This window comes from Caulobacter sp. Root487D2Y, assembly GCF_001427165.1.
GTDB lineage: Bacteria > Pseudomonadota > Alphaproteobacteria > Caulobacterales > Caulobacteraceae > Caulobacter.
The window spans coordinates 1-17,625 of sequence record NZ_LMFD01000010.1; the positions used below are offsets into that span (position 1 = coordinate 1).

A 17,625-nucleotide genomic window follows, 5' to 3' on the forward strand; every position below is an offset into this window, starting at 1 on the left:
GTGATCGCCGCCGTCAACGTCGTCTTGCCATGGTCAACGTGACCAATCGTGCCGATGTTGCAGTGCGGCTTGTTACGTTCGAACTTTTCCTTGGCCATTTTCTTAGCTCCAGGACCCCAGAGGGGCCTTCAATGGTTGAACTTCTGGGGTGGTGGGCGGGTGGGCTCCATCAGAGCCCACCCTATTCATCTCGTACGCTTTTTCCGGGGAAAAAGCTTACGCGTACTTCTTGATCACTTCGTCGGCGACGTGTTGCGGCACCGGCTCGTAGTGGTCGTATTGCATGGTGAACTGGGCGCGGCCCTGAGACATGCCGCGCAGGGTGTTCACGTAGCCGAACATGTTGGCCAGCGGCACGAAGGCGTTCACCACCGTAGCGTTGCCGCGCATGTCTTGGCCCTGGATCATGCCACGACGACCGTTCAGGTCGCCGATGACCGAACCCAGATACTCTTCCGGGGTCACGACCTCGACGGCCATGATCGGCTCGAGCAGCTTGGGAGCGCCCTTTTCACGCAGTTCCTTGAAGGCGGCGCGCGACGCGATTTCGAACGCCAGCACGCTGGAGTCGACGTCGTGGTACTTGCCGTCCGTCAGGGTCGCCTTGAAGTCGATCAGCGGGAAGCCGGCCAGCAGGCCGTTGTCCTTGACGGACTCCAGGCCCTTCTGGACGCCGGGGATGTATTCCTTCGGCACCGCGCCGCCGACGATGGCGCTTTCGAACACGAAGCCCGAACCCGGCTCGCCCGGTTCGAAGGTGATCATGACGCGGGCGAACTGGCCCGTACCGCCGGTCTGCTTCTTGTGGGTGTAGTCGATCTCGGCGCGCTTGCCGAGGGACTCGCGATAGGCCACCTGCGGCGCGCCGATGTTGGCTTCGACCTTGTAGGTCCGCTTCAGGATGTCGATCTTGATGTCCAGGTGCAGTTCGCCCATGCCCTTCAGGATCGTCTGGCCGCTTTCGAAGTCGGTCGAGACGGTGAAGGACGGATCCTCGGCGGCCAGCTTCTGCAGGGCGACGCCCAGCTTTTCCTGGTCGGCCTTGGACTTGGGCTCGACGGCGATCTCGATGACCGGGGCCGGGAACTCCATGCGCTCCAGGATGACCGGCGACTTCAGGGGATCGCACAGGGTATCGCCGGTGCGGGTGTCCTTCAGGCCGGCCAGGGCGACGATGTCGCCGGCATAGGCTTCCTTGATGTCTTCGCGGTTGTTGGAGTGCATGAGCAGCATGCGGCCGACCCGCTCGCGCTTGTCGCGCGTGGCGTTCAGCAGGCCCATGCCGGTTTCCAGCTTGCCCGAATAGATGCGGCAGAAGGTCAGCGAACCGACGAAGGGGTCGTCCATGATCTTGAACGCCAGAACCGACAGCGGCTCTTCGTCCGAGGCGCGACGCACGACTTCTTCTTCGGTCTTGAAGTCGATGCCCTTGGTCGGCGGGATGTCCAGCGGCGACGGCAGGTAGTCGACGACGGCGTCCAGCAGCGTCTGCACGCCCTTGTTCTTGAAGGCCGAGCCGCAGAGGATCGGATAGAAGGCGCCGGTCAGCACGGCCTTGCGGATGCACTTCTTCAGCACGGCTTCCGAGGGCTCTTCGCCGCCCAGATAGGCTTCCATCGCCTCGTCGTCCATTTCGACGGCGGCTTCGACCAGATAGGCGTGGGCCGCCACGGCCTTGGCCATCAGGTCGGCGGGGATCTCTTCGTCGCGGAAGTTGGCGCCCAGGGCGTCGTTGTCCCAGATGACGGCCTTCATGCGGACCAGGTCGACCAGGCCGCTCAGCGAGGATTCCGAGCCGATCGGGAATTGGATCGGAACGGCCTTGGCGCCCAGGCGGTCGCGGATCGATTCGACCGACTTGTCGAAGTCGGCGCCGATCTTGTCCATCTTGTTGACGAACACGATGCGCGGAACGCGATACTTGTCGGCCTGACGCCAGACGGTTTCGGTCTGCGGCTCGACGCCGGCGTTGCCGTCCAGCACCGCCACGGCGCCGTCGAGGACGCGCAGGCTGCGCTCGACTTCAATCGTGAAGTCGACGTGTCCGGGGGTGTCGATGATGTTGAGGCGCTTGTCTTTCCAGAAAGCGGTCGTCGCGGCCGACGTGATCGTGATGCCGCGCTCTTGCTCCTGGTCCATCCAGTCCATGGTGGCGGCGCCGTCGTGGACTTCGCCGATCTTGTGCGACTTACCCGTGTAATACAGGATCCGCTCGGTCGTCGTCGTCTTTCCGGCGTCGATATGCGCCATGATGCCGAAGTTACGGTAGTCTTCGATTTTATGCTGGCGGGCCATGGATCTAGCTCTGCGTGACAGCCCGACCCCAAGCTGGGGCAGGGACATTTAAACGTGCGGCGCGGGCGGTTTATCTCAAACCGCCCGCGCCTGAAAGAGTGCTGGTAAGAAAGGTTACCAGCGGTAGTGCGAGAACGCCCGGTTGGCTTCAGCCATCTTGTGCGTGTCTTCGCGCTTCTTCACCGCGGTGCCGCGGTTGTTGGAGGCGTCGAGCAGCTCACCGGCCAGCTTTTCGGTCATGGTGTTCTCGCCGCGCTTGCGGGCGGCGGTCACCAGCCAACGGATGGCGAGGGCGCGGCGGCGGTCCGGACGGACTTCCACCGGCACCTGGTAGGTGGCGCCGCCGACGCGGCGCGACCGGACTTCGATCGCCGGGGCGACGTTGTCCAGGGCGGAGTGGAAGGTCTCAAGCGGACCTTGGTCCTTGCGCTTGTTTTCCAGGATGTCGAAAGCACCATAGATGATGTTTTCGGCGACGGCTTTTTTGCCCTCGTACATCACGTAGTTCATGAACTTCGTGACAATCAGATCTCCAAACTTGGGATCCGGCAGGACTTGGCGTTTCTCGGCGCGACGGCGGCGGGACATCTTCTTCTATTCCTTACTTCGGACGCTTGGCGCCGTAGAGCGAACGACGCTGCTTACGATCCTTGACCCCTTGGGTGTCGAGGACGCCGCGCAGGATGTGATAGCGGACGCCGGGCAAGTCCTTGACGCGGCCGCCGCGGATGAGCACCACCGAGTGCTCCTGCAGGTTGTGGCCTTCGCCCGGGATGTAGCAAACGGCTTCGATGCCGGTGGTCAGACGGACCTTGGCGACCTTACGCAGAGCCGAGTTCGGCTTCTTCGGGGTCGTCGTGTAGACGCGGGTGCAAACGCCGCGACGTTGGGGGCAGCCCTTCAGGGCGGGCACCTTGTTCCGGACCGGCTTAGGCTGGCGCGGTTTGCGGATGAGCTGGTTGACGGTAGGCATTAAGTCTCTGCTCTGATGGAAGCGTGTGCCTTTCGGCCGAGGCGCTTCAGGGTCCTTGTCATTTTATTCCGGCTTGTCTCGGCCCCGGATGGGGACCTGATAAACACGAAACTCGCCGGGACGCGGAAGGCGTTCCGGCGGGCTATCCGTCGGGTAAGGGACGGGCGCTCATCAGGACGGACAGGGTCCGCCTCGAAAAGAGCGCGGAAACTACTCGCGAACGTCTCCCACGTCAATGCCGAGTCATTTCGCGGGTTTGCGTCGGTTAACGGCCCCCTAACGGCCACGCTTTCGCCACCTGAGGTGGCGAGCCTGGCGAGCCTTGTCCCGCCATTCCCGAGCCCGCCTTGCGCCTGTCGAAGACCCCTCGCGGACGCCTGGAGCGAGGCGTGATCCTGGCCGCGACCCTAGGGCTGCACGGCCTGGTGCTGTTCCTGCTGACCCGCCCGGTGGCGCTGGTCTTCCCCGACCGCTCCACCAACGAGGGGGCTATCGAGGTGAGCCTGGACCGGTCCAGACGCTCGACGCGGCCGACGGCGCGATCCGAGACGACCGCGCTGGCCCCACATCGCCCGTCGCTGGCCGCGCCCTCGATCGTGGAGGCCCTGCCCGCGCCGGCCGCCCCGCCGGGTCTCGCCCCGGCGATCGTCGGCGCGACACCCGGTTCGAAGGGCGGCCTCGCCGCCGCCCTGCGGGCTGGCGGTTACGCCTGCGCCGGCGGACGCAACGCCCTGCTCTCGCCCGAGGAACGCGCGCGGTGCCAGGAGAAGCTGGGCGCTCTGGCGCTGAACGCCCCGCCTCTTCCCGCCCCGATCGATCCGGCCAAGCGCGCCTATTACGACGCTGTCGCCGAGGCCTATCGCAATCCCGGCCAGATGGTCCCGCTGACCGCGCGCGGAGGGCGCGGCATGTTCGCCGTCGACGACAACGTTTTTCCGGGTCACGGCCCGCGCGTCGGCTGCTCGGTGAAGTTCGGGCCTAACGCCGATAAGGCCCCCAAGGGACCGCCCAACGCTCTGCGGGCCGGCCCCTGCTTCATTCAGCCGCCCGTCGGCTCGTTGACGCCCGAAGGGGACATTCGCAAGCCCTACTAGGGTCAAACCCCACTGGCGCAAGCGCTTGATCGCCCCATCTAGGCGTTTGGAGGACACGGTTTCGCCACTTGCGGTGGCAAGGTTCGTCCTTCTGTTCCTGTCGAGCTTTCCTCTTTGTCCCTGAACGCGGCGCGCAAAACCCGGCTGAGAAACGGCGCCGTCTTCTGCGGGTCGCTGCTGCTGCACGCCGCGATCCTGACCGCCCTGGGCTGGCCGGTGATGACGCGCTTCCAGGACCGGTCGAACGACGAGGACGCGCTCAGCGTCACCCTGGAGCGCAGCGTCGTGCCGCGCAGGCCGGCGCCGGAGACCCTCGCCAGCCCTGACCGCGCCGCCGCGGCCCTGCCCGTGCAGCCGCGCGCGCCGCGCCTGGCCCCGCCGTCCTGGGTGCGGCCGCTGGGCGTCGGGCCGGTTCCGGGACCGCCCGCTCCGCCCAACCGCGTCACCGGGACCCCGCCGAAGCCGCAAGGCCCGGAAGGCGACCTCCGCACCGCCCTGCGCGGCAGCAGCGCCGGGTGCGCCAACGCCGACGCCGTCGGTCTGAACCGGCGTGAGCAGGAGCATTGCGACGAGAAGTTCGGCGCGACGGCCCGCAACGCGCCGGTCTATGACGCGCCGATGGAAGCGGGCAAGCGGCGCGGCTTCGACGAGCAGGCCATTCGCCAGGACGCCGCGCGCGCGGCGCGCGAGGCCCCGGTCGGCGTGGGCGTGGACCATCGCAGCCGCGAAGGGCCGGGAACCATGAAGGAGATTCCGTGGGTCGGCGGCGCCGAGCAGGACGGGCTGGGCAATCCGAGGTCGGCCGCCCAGCAGCGCCTCAAGCAACTGCAGGACGCCGACAAGGCCGACGAGCGTCGAAAGAAGGCCGAGCGGGAGAACGACCAGCGCTAGCGCCGCCGCGCCAGGGTCAGGCGACAAGCGTCAAAGCGTTCCAGGCGGCCGTGTTCAGCGTCACCGGGGAATAGTCGCCGAACGCCCAGCGCAGCGGCAGGGCGGCCGGACGGCGCCAGGCGCGCTCGACCGTGAGCCGCCACCGGCGCTGGATCAGGTCGTCGCCGGTCGGCCTCCAGTCGATCTCGGCCCGACCCTGGAGGTGCAGCAGGTCGCCGGTCTCGAAATCGACGAACAGCAGGGCCGCGCGAGGATCCAGCACCAGGTTGCCCAGGGTGTTGAAGAACCGGTTGCCCCGGAAGTCGGGGATGGTCAGCACGTCGCCGCTCGCCTTGACGAAGCCCGGCAGGCCGCCGCGGTGCGAGATGTCGACGCCGCCGTTCTCGCCAGCGGCCCGGGTCGCCACGAACATCGTGTCGGCGCGGGCGATCTGGGCCAGGGCCTCGGCCGTCGGGAAGGCGATCGGCTCGGCCGGGGCGGTGGCGGCCGGTCCCGGCTCGACCGCGCGGGTCTGGATGTATTGCGGGCAGTTGCCGAAGCTCTGGAGGATCTGGAGCGTAAGCCCGCCCTGCCCCGCCGCCGCGATCAGGCCGTTGGCGCGGTTGCGGCGGCGGGTGGCGAAGTCCAGGCCCAGGGCGCCGAACGGGCGACCGGCGGCGAACAGCTCGGCGCCCGGTTCTCCCGCGCGCGGCAGGGCCGCGACGGTCAGGGTGTTGGGGTCCGGGCTCTGGACGAAGCCCGGCGGACCGGTCAGCACGGTGGCGACCGGCCAGCCGTCGGCGTCGGTGGTGGCGATGAACAGGTAGGGCAGCAGCGCGAAGAACTCCCGATGCTGGTCGGGCATGAACGGCCGGATGCCCGTCATGCCGGGCGTCCCCGTCCCAGCCATGACCTGGGCGATCAGCTCTCCGCGATGGAAGGGACCCTCCACGTCACGCGGCCTTGGCGGTCGCGAAGGCGGGCATGGGCTGGAACCAGGGTTGGGCCTCGATCCGGGCCAGCCAGGCGCGGACGGCCGGATAGGGCTCCAGGTCGACGCCGCCGTCCGGGGCGTGGGCGACATAGGAGTAGCAGGCCAGGTCGGCGATCGTGACGTGGTCGGCGGCCAGGAAGGCGCGGTCCGCCAGGTGGCCGTCCATGAAGGTCAGCACCCGGGCGGCGATGCGGGCGGCGCGGGCCGGATCGTCGGGGAAGTCGAACAGGGCGATCATCCGGGCGACGGCCGGGCCGTGCATGACTTCGCCGGCGGCGATCGACAGCCAGCGCTGGACCCGGGCCGCGGCCGCCGGTTCCTGGGGCAGCCACGCGCTGTCGGGGGCGTAGCGGCGGGCCAGATAGACCAGAATGGCGTTGCTGTCGGCCAGGGTCAGGTCGCCGTCCCGCAGCACCGGGATCTGTCCCAGCGGATTGAGGGCCAGGAAGGCCGGCGCGGCGCGGACCTCCTTGGGCGCGTCGACGAACCGGTAGTTCAGGCCCAGGGCGTTAAGCATCAGCCCCACCCGATGGGTGTGGCCCGACAGGCCCGTGCCGTGCAGGACGATCTCGGTCTTGGTCATGGGAAGCCTCCCCGTGTTGCGATGGGGGAGCTTCGCTCTTGCGCCATCCGGAATGAATTGAGCAAATCGACAAGTCATAATTGCGGATCGTGAAATGGACCGTCTGGACGAGCTGGCCCTGCTGGTCGCGGTGATCGACGCCGGCGGCCTGGCCGCGGCCGGGCGCAAGCTGCGACGCTCGCCCGCCGCCATGACCCGGGCCCTGGCGGCTCTCGAAGAGCGGATGGGCGCGCGGCTGATCGAGCGCACCACCCGCCGCCTGGCCCCCACCGAGGCGGGCCGCGACCTGGCCGAGCGGGCCCGGCGGCTGCTGGCCGACTACGAGACCGCCCTTCAGGCCCCCGTCCCGGACGCGGTGCGCGGCACGCTGCGGATCACCGGCCCGACCGTGTTCGGCGGCCGCCACCTGACCCCGGTCGTCGCTGATTTCCTGGCCGCGCATCCGGCCGTCCAGGCCGACCTGACCCTGCACGATCGAAATCTCGACCTGATCGAGGGCGAGCTGCACGTGGCCCTGCGGATCGGGCCGCTGGCCGATTCCAGCCTGCTGGTCCGCAAGCTGGGCGAGGTGCGCCGCGTGGTCGTGGCGTCGCCCGACTACCTGGCCGGGCGCGGGACGCCGCTGGAGCCCGCCGACCTGGCCGGGCACGACCTGATCCTGACCACCGTGGTCTCGGCCTCGCCCGAGTGGCGGTTCGAGAAGCAGGGCAAGGCCCGCGCCGTGCGGCTGGAGCCCCGGCTGCGGGTCAACAATGTCGAGGCGGCCCTGGCGGCGATGGCGGCCGGCCGCGGGATCGGCCGGGCGCTGTCCTATCAGGTGGCGCCGGACCTGGCGGCGGGACGGCTGGTCCGCCTGATGCCCGACTTCGAGCCCCCGCCCCTGCCGGTGCAACTGGTCACGGTGGGCGGCCGGTTCATGCCGCCGCTGGTGCGGGTGTTCCTGGACTTCGCCGCGCCGAGGCTGGAGCGGCTGGCGGTGTTGCGGGAGAGCTAGGGCGGCGGCGCGGGCGTCGCGACGCCGCCGGCGACGGTCAGGGTCTTGTAGCAACGGTCCTTGTGGGCTCTCCAATAGACCGTATCGATATTGGCGCAGCCGTTCTGGACGATGGCCTGCTGGATCTCGGGGGTGTCGACGCTTTTCTGACCCATGTGCTTGCGGATCAGCGGCTTGCACGCCTTCACCGCCCGGGGACTGATGTTGTCGCGCTCACGGATGATCTCAAAAGCGGTCTTGCCCGTCTCCTGGGTGGCCACGAAGCCTCGCGGCAACTGATCGGGCTCGGCCGACTCTCCACACAGGGTCCGTCCGCCGGCGTCCTCGCTGATGGTCAGGGCGCCGTACTGCACGGTCCCCGGCTCCTTGTAGGTCCCCGCGACCTTGGCCCAGGCGGCCTCGACAAAGGCTCGGTCGGCCGGCAGGAGGAAGCCGTCGGAAGGCTTGGGTTCGGGCGGAGGCTCCGGCGCGCAGGCCTGTAGAGCCAGCATCGTCACGACCGTCGCGGCCCACATTCCCCGTCTCGTCATCGCTTCCCCCGAACGCGAAAAGGCGGCGTCGACTCAACCCGCCATACTTTCGACTAGCACATGCGCCCGATCGGGGGAGCCCTGCCGTTAAGACGGCCCCACCGGCGCCGGACGGGTTTCGACGCCCGTGCAGTAGCGCGCGTAGGCATACATGTAGCGAGGGTCGAGCTGCCTCTCGCATCCGGCCTGGACATATTCCGTCATCACCGAGATGGGAGCCGGACCAGGGCCCTGGAGCGCGCGTCGAAGGATCGCGCGGCACTGGGCACGGGCCTTGGCGGCGAGGGTGTCGCCCCCCCAATAGATCACGAAGCCGGCCGCGTCATGCTCATGGACGGCGATCGTGCCGGTCCAGTCTCGACCAGGGCCGCTGGCGTCGACACAAAGCGCCTCCGCGCCGTTGGGCATGCGGCTGATCACCGGATCCCAGAAACTGACGTCTTCCGGCGAACCGAACCGTTTGGCGATCTTGCCCGCGGCGAGATCGACGAAGGCCTTGTCGGCGGCCGCGGCGAAGCGATCGGACGGCTCGGGCTTCGGTGGCGGCGCGGGCGGCTTGTACAGGACGAAGGTCGCCCCCGCCGCCGCCAGGCTCAGGCCGAGCGCCCAGAAGATAATCTTACGGACCACGTTCCCCCCGAAACACGTGCGGCCAAAACGCAAAGAGCGGCCGGGACTTAAAGTCCCGACCGCTCTTCACTAGCACAACCTTGAGGGTTGTCGCCGTCCGGCTATTCCGCGTCCGCCGTGGCGATCACGGCCGGCAGCGGCTCCATCGCTTCTTCGCGCTGCTGGGCCAGCTGCTCGTCGCGCTTGGCGGCGACGCGCTGCAGGCTGCGCAGATAGGAACCCGTGCCGGCGGGGATCAGGCGACCCACGATGACGTTTTCCTTCAGGCCTTCCAGGGTGTCGGTCTTGCCGTGCACCGAGGCTTCGGTCAGGACGCGGGTCGTTTCCTGGAACGACGCGGCCGAGATGAAGCTCTTGGTCTGCAAGCTCGCCTTGGTGATGCCGAGCAGCACGGGCTGCGTCGTGGCCGGACGGCCGCCGCGCGCGACGGCCTTGTCCTGCTCGACGTAGAACTCGGGCTTGTCGAGGTGATCGCCCTTGATCAGACCCGTGTCGCCCGGCTCGACGATCTCGACCTTCTGCAGCATCTGACGAACGATCGTCTCGATGTGCTTGTCGTTGATCGGCACGCCCTGCAGTCGGTAGACCTCCTGGATTTCGTCCACGAGGAAGTTGGCCAGGGCCTCGACGCCCAGGATGCGCAGGATGTCGTGCGGATCCGGGTTGCCGTCGATGATGTACTCGCCGCGCGTGATGAAGTCGCCATCATGCACCGCGATGTGCTTGCCCTTCGGGATCAGGAATTCGACCGCTTCGGGCTGGTTGCCGTCTGCGTCGATTTCCGGGGTGATCTTGATCCGGCGCTTGTTCTTGTAATCCTTGCCGAATTCGACACGGCCGTCCATTTCCGCGATGACCGCGCAGTCCTTGGGACGGCGGGCTTCGAAGAGTTCGGCGACGCGCGGCAGACCACCGGTGATGTCCCGGGTCTTGGCGCCTTCGGTCGGGATCCGCGCGATGACCTCGCCCGGCTTGACCATGTCCCCGTCGGCGACGGAGAGAATGGCGCCGACCGACATCAGGTAGCGAGCCTCGCCGCCGTTCGCCAGGCGAACATAGGCGCCGTCTTCACCCAGCACGCCCATGGCCGGACGCAGGTCCGAGGCGCGGGCCGAGGTCCGCCAGTCGGCGATCACGCGTTGCGCGATGCCGGTGGCTTCGTCGGTCTCCTCGCGGACGGAGAAGCCGTCCACCAGGTCTTCGGCGCGGATGCGGCCGGCCACTTCGGTGATGATCGGGGTGGTGTAGGGGTCCCAATCGGCGAGGCGCTGGCCGCGCTTCACCTTGTCGCCGTCCTTGACCTTCAGGCGCGCGCCGTACGGCGGCTTGTAGTTCTCGCGTTCCTTGCCGTCGACCAGCACGCTCACGGCCGTGTTGCGGCTCATGACGACCAGCTGGCCGTCCGAACCGACCACGGTGGCGCCGCTGACGCGGACCGTACCGTCGTTGCTGCTTTCGAAGAACGACTGCTCGGCCACCTGGGCGGTGCCGCCGATGTGGAAGGTCCGCATCGTCAGCTGGGTGCCGGGCTCGCCGATCGACTGGGCGGCGATGACGCCGACCGCTTCACCGATGTTCACCGGGGTGCCGCGGGCCAGGTCGCGGCCGTAGCAGGCCCCGCAGACGCCGATCTTGGCCTCGCAGGTCAGGACCGAACGCACCTTCACCGACTGCACCGCGGCGGCTTCGATGGCGTCGGCCATGTTCTCGGTCAGGTAGGTGTCGGCCGGAATGATGATCTCGCCGGTCGCCGGGTCCTTGATGTCCTCGGCCGAGAAACGGCCCAGGACGCGGGCGCCCAGCGAGACCAGCACGTCGCCGCCTTCGACCACGGCGCGCAGGGTGATGCCCCGCGTGGTGCCGCAGTCTTCCTCGACGATGATGCAGTCCTGCGCGACGTCGACCAGACGACGGGTCAGGTAGCCCGAGTTGGCGGTCTTCAGCGCGGTGTCCGCCAGGCCCTTACGGGCGCCGTGGGTCGAGTTGAAGTACTCCTGAACGGTCAGGCCTTCCTTGAAGTTCGAGACGATCGGGGTCTCGATGATCTCGCCGGAGGGCTTGGCCATCAGGCCGCGCATGCCGCCCAGCTGCTTCATCTGGGCTTGCGAACCCCGGGCGCCGGAGTGGGCCATCATGTAGATGGCGTTGATTTCCTTCTCGCGGCCGTTCTCGTCCTTATGCTTCATCTGAAGCTCGGCCATCATCTCGTCGGCGACGCGATCGGTGGCCTTGGCCCAGGCGTCAACGACCTTGTTGTACTTCTCGCCCTTGGTGATCAGGCCGTCGGCGTACTGTTGCTCGTACTCCTCGGCCAGGGTGCGGGTTTCGGCGACGATCGCCTCCTTCCGCTTCGGGATGATGATGTCGTCCTTGCCGAAGGAGATGCCGGCCTTGGCCGCTTCCTTGAAGCCCAGACCCATGATCTGGTCGGCGAAGATCACCGTCGCCTTCTGACCGCAGTGGCGGTAGACGACGTCGATCAGGTTGCCGATTTCCTTCTTGGTCAGCGCCTTCTCGATCAGTCGGTGACCGATCGCGGTGTGCTGGGGCAGAAGGGCGGCGATCTTCATCCGGCCCGGGGTGGTGTCGATCACCCGGCGACGGATGACGCCGTCGGCGTCCATTTCCGTGAAGCGCGACTTGATCTTGGCGTGCAGCGACACGACGCCGGCGTCCATGGCGGCTTCGATTTCGCCCAGGTCGGCGAAGATCTTGCCTTCACCCGGCTCGCCGTCGCGGGCGACCGACAGGTAGTACAGACCCAGGACGATGTCCTGCGACGGCACGATGATCGGGCGACCGTTGGCGGGCGACAGGATGTTGTTGGTCGACATCATCAGGACGCGCGCTTCCAGCTGGGCCTCGAGGCTCAGCGGGACGTGAACGGCCATCTGGTCGCCGTCGAAGTCGGCGTTGAACGCGGCGCAGACCAGCGGGTGCAGCTGGATGGCCTTGCCCTCGATCAGCTTCGGCTCGAACGCCTGGATGCCCAGACGGTGGAGCGTCGGCGCGCGGTTCAGCATCACCGGGTGCTCGCGGATCACCTCTTCGAGGATGTCCCACACCTGGGGCTGCTCGCGCTCGACCATGCGCTTGGACTGCTTGACGGTGCCCGACAGGCCCTTGGCGTCCAGGCGCGCGTAGATGAACGGCTTGAACAGCTCCAGGGCCATCTTCTTGGGCAGGCCGCACTCGTGCAGCTTCAGGTCCGGACCCACGACGATGACCGAACGGCCCGAATAGTCGACGCGCTTGCCCAGCAGGTTCTGACGGAAGCGGCCTTGCTTGCCCTTCAGCATGTCGGCCAGCGACTTCAGCGGACGCTTGTTGGCGCCGGTGATGACGCGACCGCGACGGCCGTTGTCGAACAGGGCGTCGACCGACTCCTGCAGCATCCGCTTTTCGTTGCGGATGATGATGTCGGGGGCGCGCAGCTCGATCAGGCGCTTCAGACGGTTGTTACGGTTGATGACCCGGCGATACAGGTCGTTCAGGTCCGAGGTCGCGAAGCGGCCGCCGTCCAGCGGCACCAGCGGACGCAGTTCCGGCGGGATGACCGGAACGACCGTCAGCACCATCCATTCCGGGCGGTTGCCGGACTCGGAGAAGGCTTCGAGGATCTTCAGGCGCTTGCTGAACTTCTTCTGCTTCATGTCCGACGGGTTGCCCGCCAGCTCTTCGCGCAGCTTCTCGGCCTCCTTGTCGAGGTCGATGGCCTTCAGCAGATTCTGAACCGCTTCGGCGCCGATCTCGGCGGTGAAGCTGTCGTCGCCGTACTCGTCCTGGGCGCGCATGAAGTCGTCCTCGCTGAGCAGCTGGTGCTGCTTCAGCGGGGTCAGGCCCGGCTCGGTGACGATGTAGTATTCGAAGTACAGGACGCGCTCGATGTCCTTCAGCGGCATGTCGAGCATCATGGCGATGCGCGAGGGCAGCGACTTCAGGAACCAGATGTGGGCGACCGGCGAGGCCAGTTCGATGTGGCCCATGCGCTCGCGACGGACGCGGGCCAGGGTGACTTCAACACCGCACTTTTCGCAGATGATGCCCTTGTACTTCATGCGCTTGTACTTGCCGCACAGGCATTCGTAGTCCTTGGTCGGGCCAAAGATACGGGCGCAGAACAGGCCGTCACGCTCGGGCTTGAACGTGCGGTAGTTGATGGTTTCGGGCTTCTTGATCTCGCCGAACGACCACGAGCGGATCTTTTCCGGCGAGGCCAGCGAGATGCGGATCTGGTCGAAGGTCGGAGCGGCCTGGACCGGATTGAAGATGTTCAGGACTTCCTGGTTCATCTTGGTTCCTTCTGCGGGTCTACCCGCGAAAATTCAAAGTTGGAGAGCGGGCTGACGGGGCCCCTCCCCGGCCTTCGGGCCAGGGAGGGAAATCCGGATCAGCTGTTCTCCAGCTCGACGTTCAGGCCGAGCGAGCGCATTTCCTTGACCAGCACGTTGAAGCTTTCCGGGATACCGGCTTCGAACGTGTCGTCGCCGCGGACGATCGACTCGTAGACCTTGGTCCGGCCGGCCACGTCGTCGGACTTCACCGTCAGCATTTCCTGCAGGGTGTAGGCCGCGCCGTAGGCTTCCAGAGCCCACACTTCCATTTCCCCGAAGCGCTGACCGCCGAACTGGGCCTTACCACCCAGCGGCTGTTGCGTGACGAGCGAGTACGGACCGATCGAACGGGCGTGGATCTTGTCGTCGACCAGGTGGTGCAGCTTCAGCATGTAGATGTAGCCGACCGTGACCGGACGCTTGAACTGGTCGCCGGTCTGGCCGTCGAACAGGATCGACTGACCCGACGGATCGACGCCCGCCATGACCAGGTGCTCTTCGATGTCGCCGATGCGCGCGCCGTCGAACACCGGGGTGGCGATCGGAACGCCCTTGCCGAGGTTGCGGGCCAGTTCGACCAGCTCTTCCTCGGTTTCCGGCAGTTCCTCGTCCGGGCCGTAGATCTCGGTCAGACGATCGACCAGGGCCTTCTTCTGGCCGCCGGCCTGCCAGTCTTCCAGCAGGACGGTGATCTGCTTGCCGAGGTTGGCGCAGGCCCAGCCCAGGTGGGTTTCGAAGATCTGGCCGACGTTCATGCGCGAAGGCACGCCCAGCGGGTTCAGAACGACGTCCACATGCGTCCCGTCGGCGAGGAACGGCATGTCCTCGATCGGCAGGATGCGCGAGATGACGCCCTTGTTGCCGTGACGGCCGGCCATCTTGTCGCCCGGCTGAAGCTTGCGCTTCACGGCCACGAAGACCTTGACCATCTTCATCACGCCCGGGGGCAGTTCGTCGCCGCGCTGCAGCTTGTCGACCTTGTCCTCGAAGCGACGGTCCAGGCGCTTGCGGTTCTCGTCGAACAGACGACGCAAGCTTTCCAGTTCGCCCATCGCCTTCTCGTCCTCGAGGGCGATCTGCCACCACAGACCCGGCTGGACTTCAGCCAGGCCCTCGGCGGTGATCGCGCCGCGCGACAGGCCCTTGGGACCCGACAGGGCGACGTTGCCGATCAGCAGTTCGCGCAGGCGGCCCGAGATGTTGCGGTTCAGGATCGCGAATTCGTCGTCGCGGTCCTTGCCCAGGCGGTCGATCTCGGCGCGTTCGATGGCCAGGGCGCGTTCGTCCTTGTCGACGCCATGACGGTTGAACACGCGCACGTCGACGATCGTGCCGGCGACGCCCGGGGGCAGGCGCAGGCTGGTGTCGCGGACGTCCGAGGCCTTTTCGCCGAAGATGGCGCGCAGGAGCTTTTCTTCCGGCGTCATCGGGCTTTCGCCCTTCGGGGTGACCTTGCCGACCAGGATGTCGCCCGGCTGGACTTCGGCGCCGATCGCCACGATGCCCGCTTCGTCGAGGTTGCGCAGGGCTTCCTCGCCGACGTTGGGGATGTCGCGGGTGATTTCTTCCGGACCGAGCTTGGTGTCGCGGGCCATGACTTCGAATTCCTCGATGTGGATCGAGGTGAAGACGTCGTCGCGGACGATGCGTTCGGAGATCAGGATCGAGTCTTCGAAGTTGTAGCCGTTCCAGGGCATGAACGCGACGAGCGCGTTGCGGCCCAGGGCCAGTTCGCCCAGCTCGGTCGACGGACCGTCGGCGATGATGTCGCCGGCGCTGATGCGGTCGCCCACCTTCACCAGCGGGCGCTGGTTGATGCAGGTCGACTGGTTGGAACGCTGGAACTTGCTCAGACGGTAGATGTCGACGCCCGAACGGGCGGCGTCGGTCTCTTCCGTGGCGCGGACGACGATACGGGTGCCGTCGATCTGCTCCACGACGCCGGTGCGCTTGGCGATGACCACGGCGCCCGAGTCACGGGCGACCACGGCTTCCATGCCGGTGCCGACCAGCGGGGCGTCGGACTGCACCAGCGGCACGGCCTGACGTTGCATGTTCGAGCCCATCAGGGCGCGGTTGGCGTCGTCGTTTTCCAGGAAGGGGATCAGGGCCGCGGCCACCGACACGACTTGGCGCGGCGACACGTCCATCAGGTCGACTTGCTCCTTCTGGAGCAGGGTCGGTTCGCCGTTGATCCGGCCGGGGACCAGGTCGTCGACGATCTCGCCGTTCAACACCTTGATGTTGGATTGGGCGATGACGTGCTTCGACTCTTCCATGGCCGACATGTAGACGACCTCGTCGAGCGGCTTGCCGTCGGCGACGCGACGGTAGGGGCTCTCGATGAAGCCGTACTTGTTCACGCGGGCATGGGTGGCCAGCGAGTTGATCAGACCGATGTTCGGGCCTTCCGGCGTTTCAATCGGGCAGATGCGGCCGTAGTGGGTCGGGTGAACGTCGCGGACTTCGAAGCCGGCGCGCTCGCGGGTCAGACCGCCCGGGCCAAGCGCCGACAGACGGCGCTTGTGGGTGATCTCCGACAGCGGGTTGGTCTGGTCCATGAACTGCGACAGCTGCGAGCTGCCGAAGAATTCACGCACCGAGGCCGCGGCCGGCTTGGCGTTGATCAGGTCGTGCGGCATCACGGTGTCGATGTCGACGGACGACATGCGTTCCTTGATGGCGCGTTCCATGCGCAGCAGGCCGACGCGGTACTGGTTTTCCAGCAGTTCGCCGACCGAACGCACCCGGCGGTTGCCCAGGTTGTCGATGTCGTCGATTTCGCCGCGGCCGTCGCGCAGGCCGACCAGCAGCTTCAGGACGGCCAGCACGTCTTCCTTGCGGAGCACGCGCATCTCGTCCGAAGCGTCCAGCTCCAGGCGCATGTTCATCTTCACGCGGCCGACGGCCGACAGGTCGTAGCGCTCGGCGTCGAAGAACAGCGACTTGAACATCGCTTCGGCGGCTTCGACGGTCGGCGGCTCGCCCGGACGCATCACGCGGTAGATGTCGAACAGCGCGTCCTCGCGGACGGCGTTCTTGTCCACCCGCAGGGTGTTGCGCATGTAGGCGCCGACCGTGACGTGGTCGATGTCCAGCACGTCGATGGTGCTGAAGCCTTGGTCGGCCAGGGCCTGGATCGAGGTGACGTCCAGCTCGTCGCCGGCTTCGGCGTAGATCTCGCCGTTCTCGAAGTTGACGGCGTCGCGGGCCAGGTAGCGGCCGGTCAGGGCTTCCGGCGCCAGCAGCAGGGTCTTCAGGCCGCCGTCAGCCAGCTTCTTGGCCTGGCGGGCGGTGATCTTGGTGCCGGCCGGAGCCACTTCCTCGCCGGTGTCGGCGTCGATCAGGGCGAATTCCGGCTTCACGCCGCGCCAGCGCTCGGGCTTGTACGGGGTGGCCCAGCCTTCGGCGCCGGCCGCGGTGCGCTTCTCGAAGGGCACGACGTCGTAGAAGGTGGTCAGGATCTCTTCGCCGTCCATGCCCAGGGCATAGAGGAAGGTGGTGGCGGGCAGCTTGCGGCGGCGGTCGATGCGGACATAGACCACGTCCTTGGCGTCGAACTCGAAGTCCAGCCACGAGCCGCGATAGGGGATCACGCGGGCGGCGAACAGCAGCTTGCCCGAGGCGTGGGTCTTGCCCTTGTCGTGGTCGAAGAACACGCCGGGCGAACGGTGCATCTGCGAGACGATGACCCGCTCGGTGCCGTTGACGATGAAGGTGCCCTTGTCGGTCATGAGCGGGATGTCGCCCATGTAGACGTCCTGCTCCTTGATGTCCTTGACGGACCGGGCGCCGGTTTCTTCTTCCGTTTCGAACACGATCAGGCGCAGCTTGACCTTCAGCGGCGCCGCGAAGGTCATGTCGCGCTGGATGCATTCCTCAACGTCGTACTTGGGCTCTTCGAATTCGTACGAGACGTATTCGAGCACCGCGCGCTCGTTGAAATCCTTGATCGGGAAGACGGACTTGAAGACCGCTTCGATGCCCTCGTCCTTGCGCACGCCCGGACGGACTTCGCGCTGGAGGAACTGCTCGTAGGAGGAGCGCTGAACCTCGATCAGGTTCGGCATCTGCACAGCTTCGGGGATGCGGCCGAAAGACTTCCGGATCCGCTTCTTGCCGGTGAAGGATTGCGCCATGTTTTTTCCCTGGGCGCGGACGGACTCCGCGCGTGAATTCGAATGTACCTAGCGTCCACCCTCGCCGCTCTCCATCCAGGAGAACCGCGGACGCTGGAATTCCCCTGTCAGGGCAACCGGGACCGGAAGCCTGACGGGCGCCCCTTCGCGCTGGTCGGAGGGCGGCTGACCGCGCCTCGGGGCGTATCA

The 17,625-nt window shown here is 66.9% G+C and carries 13 protein-coding genes; 3 read left to right on the forward strand and 10 right to left on the reverse strand.

The window, feature by feature from the left end:
• The 4 genes from ASD38_RS23330 to rpsL all read right to left on the reverse strand — a co-directional run.
• On the reverse strand, positions 1 to 98 hold a 98-nt coding region (locus ASD38_RS23330), incomplete at its 3' end, for a GTP-binding protein (RefSeq protein ID WP_199225306.1).
• A 118-nt stretch (positions 99 to 216) separates the two neighbouring features.
• Entirely contained in the window at positions 217 to 2,295 is a 2,079-nt protein-coding gene (fusA, locus tag ASD38_RS09855; protein WP_056441086.1) for an elongation factor G, read from the reverse strand.
• A 114-nt stretch (positions 2,296 to 2,409) separates the two neighbouring features.
• Positions 2,410 to 2,883 carry a 30S ribosomal protein S7 gene (gene rpsG, locus ASD38_RS09860; RefSeq protein WP_007661568.1) on the reverse strand — a complete coding sequence of 158 codons (474 nt, stop codon included), beginning with the start codon at positions 2,881 to 2,883 and terminating at the stop codon, positions 2,410 to 2,412.
• A gap of 13 nt (positions 2,884 to 2,896) precedes the next feature.
• Entirely contained in the window at positions 2,897 to 3,268 is a 372-nt protein-coding gene (gene rpsL / locus ASD38_RS09865; RefSeq protein WP_007661566.1) for a 30S ribosomal protein S12, read from the reverse strand.
• Positions 3,269 to 3,657: 389 nt separating this feature from the next.
• On the opposite strand from rpsL, the gene ASD38_RS09870 reads away from it, so the two are divergent.
• Positions 3,658 to 4,362 carry a hypothetical protein gene (locus tag ASD38_RS09870; protein ID WP_235523813.1) on the forward strand — a complete coding sequence of 235 codons (705 nt, stop codon included), beginning with the start codon at positions 3,658 to 3,660 and terminating at the stop codon, positions 4,360 to 4,362.
• A 114-nt stretch (positions 4,363 to 4,476) separates the two neighbouring features.
• A complete protein-coding gene (locus tag ASD38_RS09875; protein ID WP_056441081.1) occupies positions 4,477 to 5,253 on the forward strand; it encodes a hypothetical protein in 777 nt (258 codons plus the stop codon).
• Between the two features lie 16 nt (positions 5,254 to 5,269).
• Here the strand turns inward: ASD38_RS09875 and ASD38_RS09880 are convergent, their stop codons facing one another.
• Both ASD38_RS09880 and ASD38_RS09885 read right to left on the reverse strand, forming a co-directional pair.
• A complete protein-coding gene (locus tag ASD38_RS09880; RefSeq protein WP_235523814.1) occupies positions 5,270 to 6,118 on the reverse strand; it encodes a pyridoxamine 5'-phosphate oxidase family protein in 849 nt (282 codons plus the stop codon).
• 67 nt (positions 6,119 to 6,185) lie between these two features.
• Positions 6,186 to 6,809 carry a glutathione S-transferase family protein gene (locus ASD38_RS09885; RefSeq protein ID WP_056441077.1) on the reverse strand — a complete coding sequence of 208 codons (624 nt, stop codon included), beginning with the start codon at positions 6,807 to 6,809 and terminating at the stop codon, positions 6,186 to 6,188.
• A 94-nt stretch (positions 6,810 to 6,903) separates the two neighbouring features.
• Between ASD38_RS09885 and ASD38_RS09890 the strand changes: the two genes are divergently transcribed.
• The gene (locus ASD38_RS09890) at positions 6,904 to 7,803 is read left to right on the forward strand and encodes a LysR family transcriptional regulator (protein ID WP_056459712.1); all 900 of its coding nucleotides are present in this window, start codon (positions 6,904 to 6,906) and stop codon (positions 7,801 to 7,803) included.
• On the opposite strand, the gene ASD38_RS09895 is transcribed toward ASD38_RS09890, so the two are convergent.
• The 4 genes from ASD38_RS09895 to rpoB all read right to left on the reverse strand — a co-directional run bounded on the left by ASD38_RS09895 (position 7,800) and on the right by rpoB (position 17,436).
• Positions 7,800 to 8,318 carry a hypothetical protein gene (locus ASD38_RS09895; RefSeq protein ID WP_056459715.1) on the reverse strand — a complete coding sequence of 173 codons (519 nt, stop codon included), beginning with the start codon at positions 8,316 to 8,318 and terminating at the stop codon, positions 7,800 to 7,802. The two genes, ASD38_RS09890 and ASD38_RS09895, sit on opposite strands and share 4 nt — an antisense overlap.
• A 102-nt stretch (positions 8,319 to 8,420) precedes the next feature.
• Positions 8,421 to 8,963, reverse strand: coding sequence for a hypothetical protein (locus ASD38_RS09900; protein WP_056459718.1), 543 nt, complete (start codon positions 8,961 to 8,963; stop codon positions 8,421 to 8,423).
• A 101-nt stretch (positions 8,964 to 9,064) separates the two neighbouring features.
• On the reverse strand, positions 9,065 to 13,255 hold the full coding sequence (rpoC, locus tag ASD38_RS09905) for a DNA-directed RNA polymerase subunit beta' (protein WP_056441064.1): 4,191 nt from the start codon (positions 13,253 to 13,255) through the stop codon (positions 9,065 to 9,067).
• A 98-nt stretch (positions 13,256 to 13,353) separates the two neighbouring features.
• On the reverse strand, positions 13,354 to 17,436 hold the full coding sequence (gene rpoB / locus ASD38_RS09910; RefSeq protein ID WP_056441061.1) for a DNA-directed RNA polymerase subunit beta: 4,083 nt from the start codon (positions 17,434 to 17,436) through the stop codon (positions 13,354 to 13,356).
• Between the last annotated feature and the right edge of the window lie 189 nt (positions 17,437 to 17,625).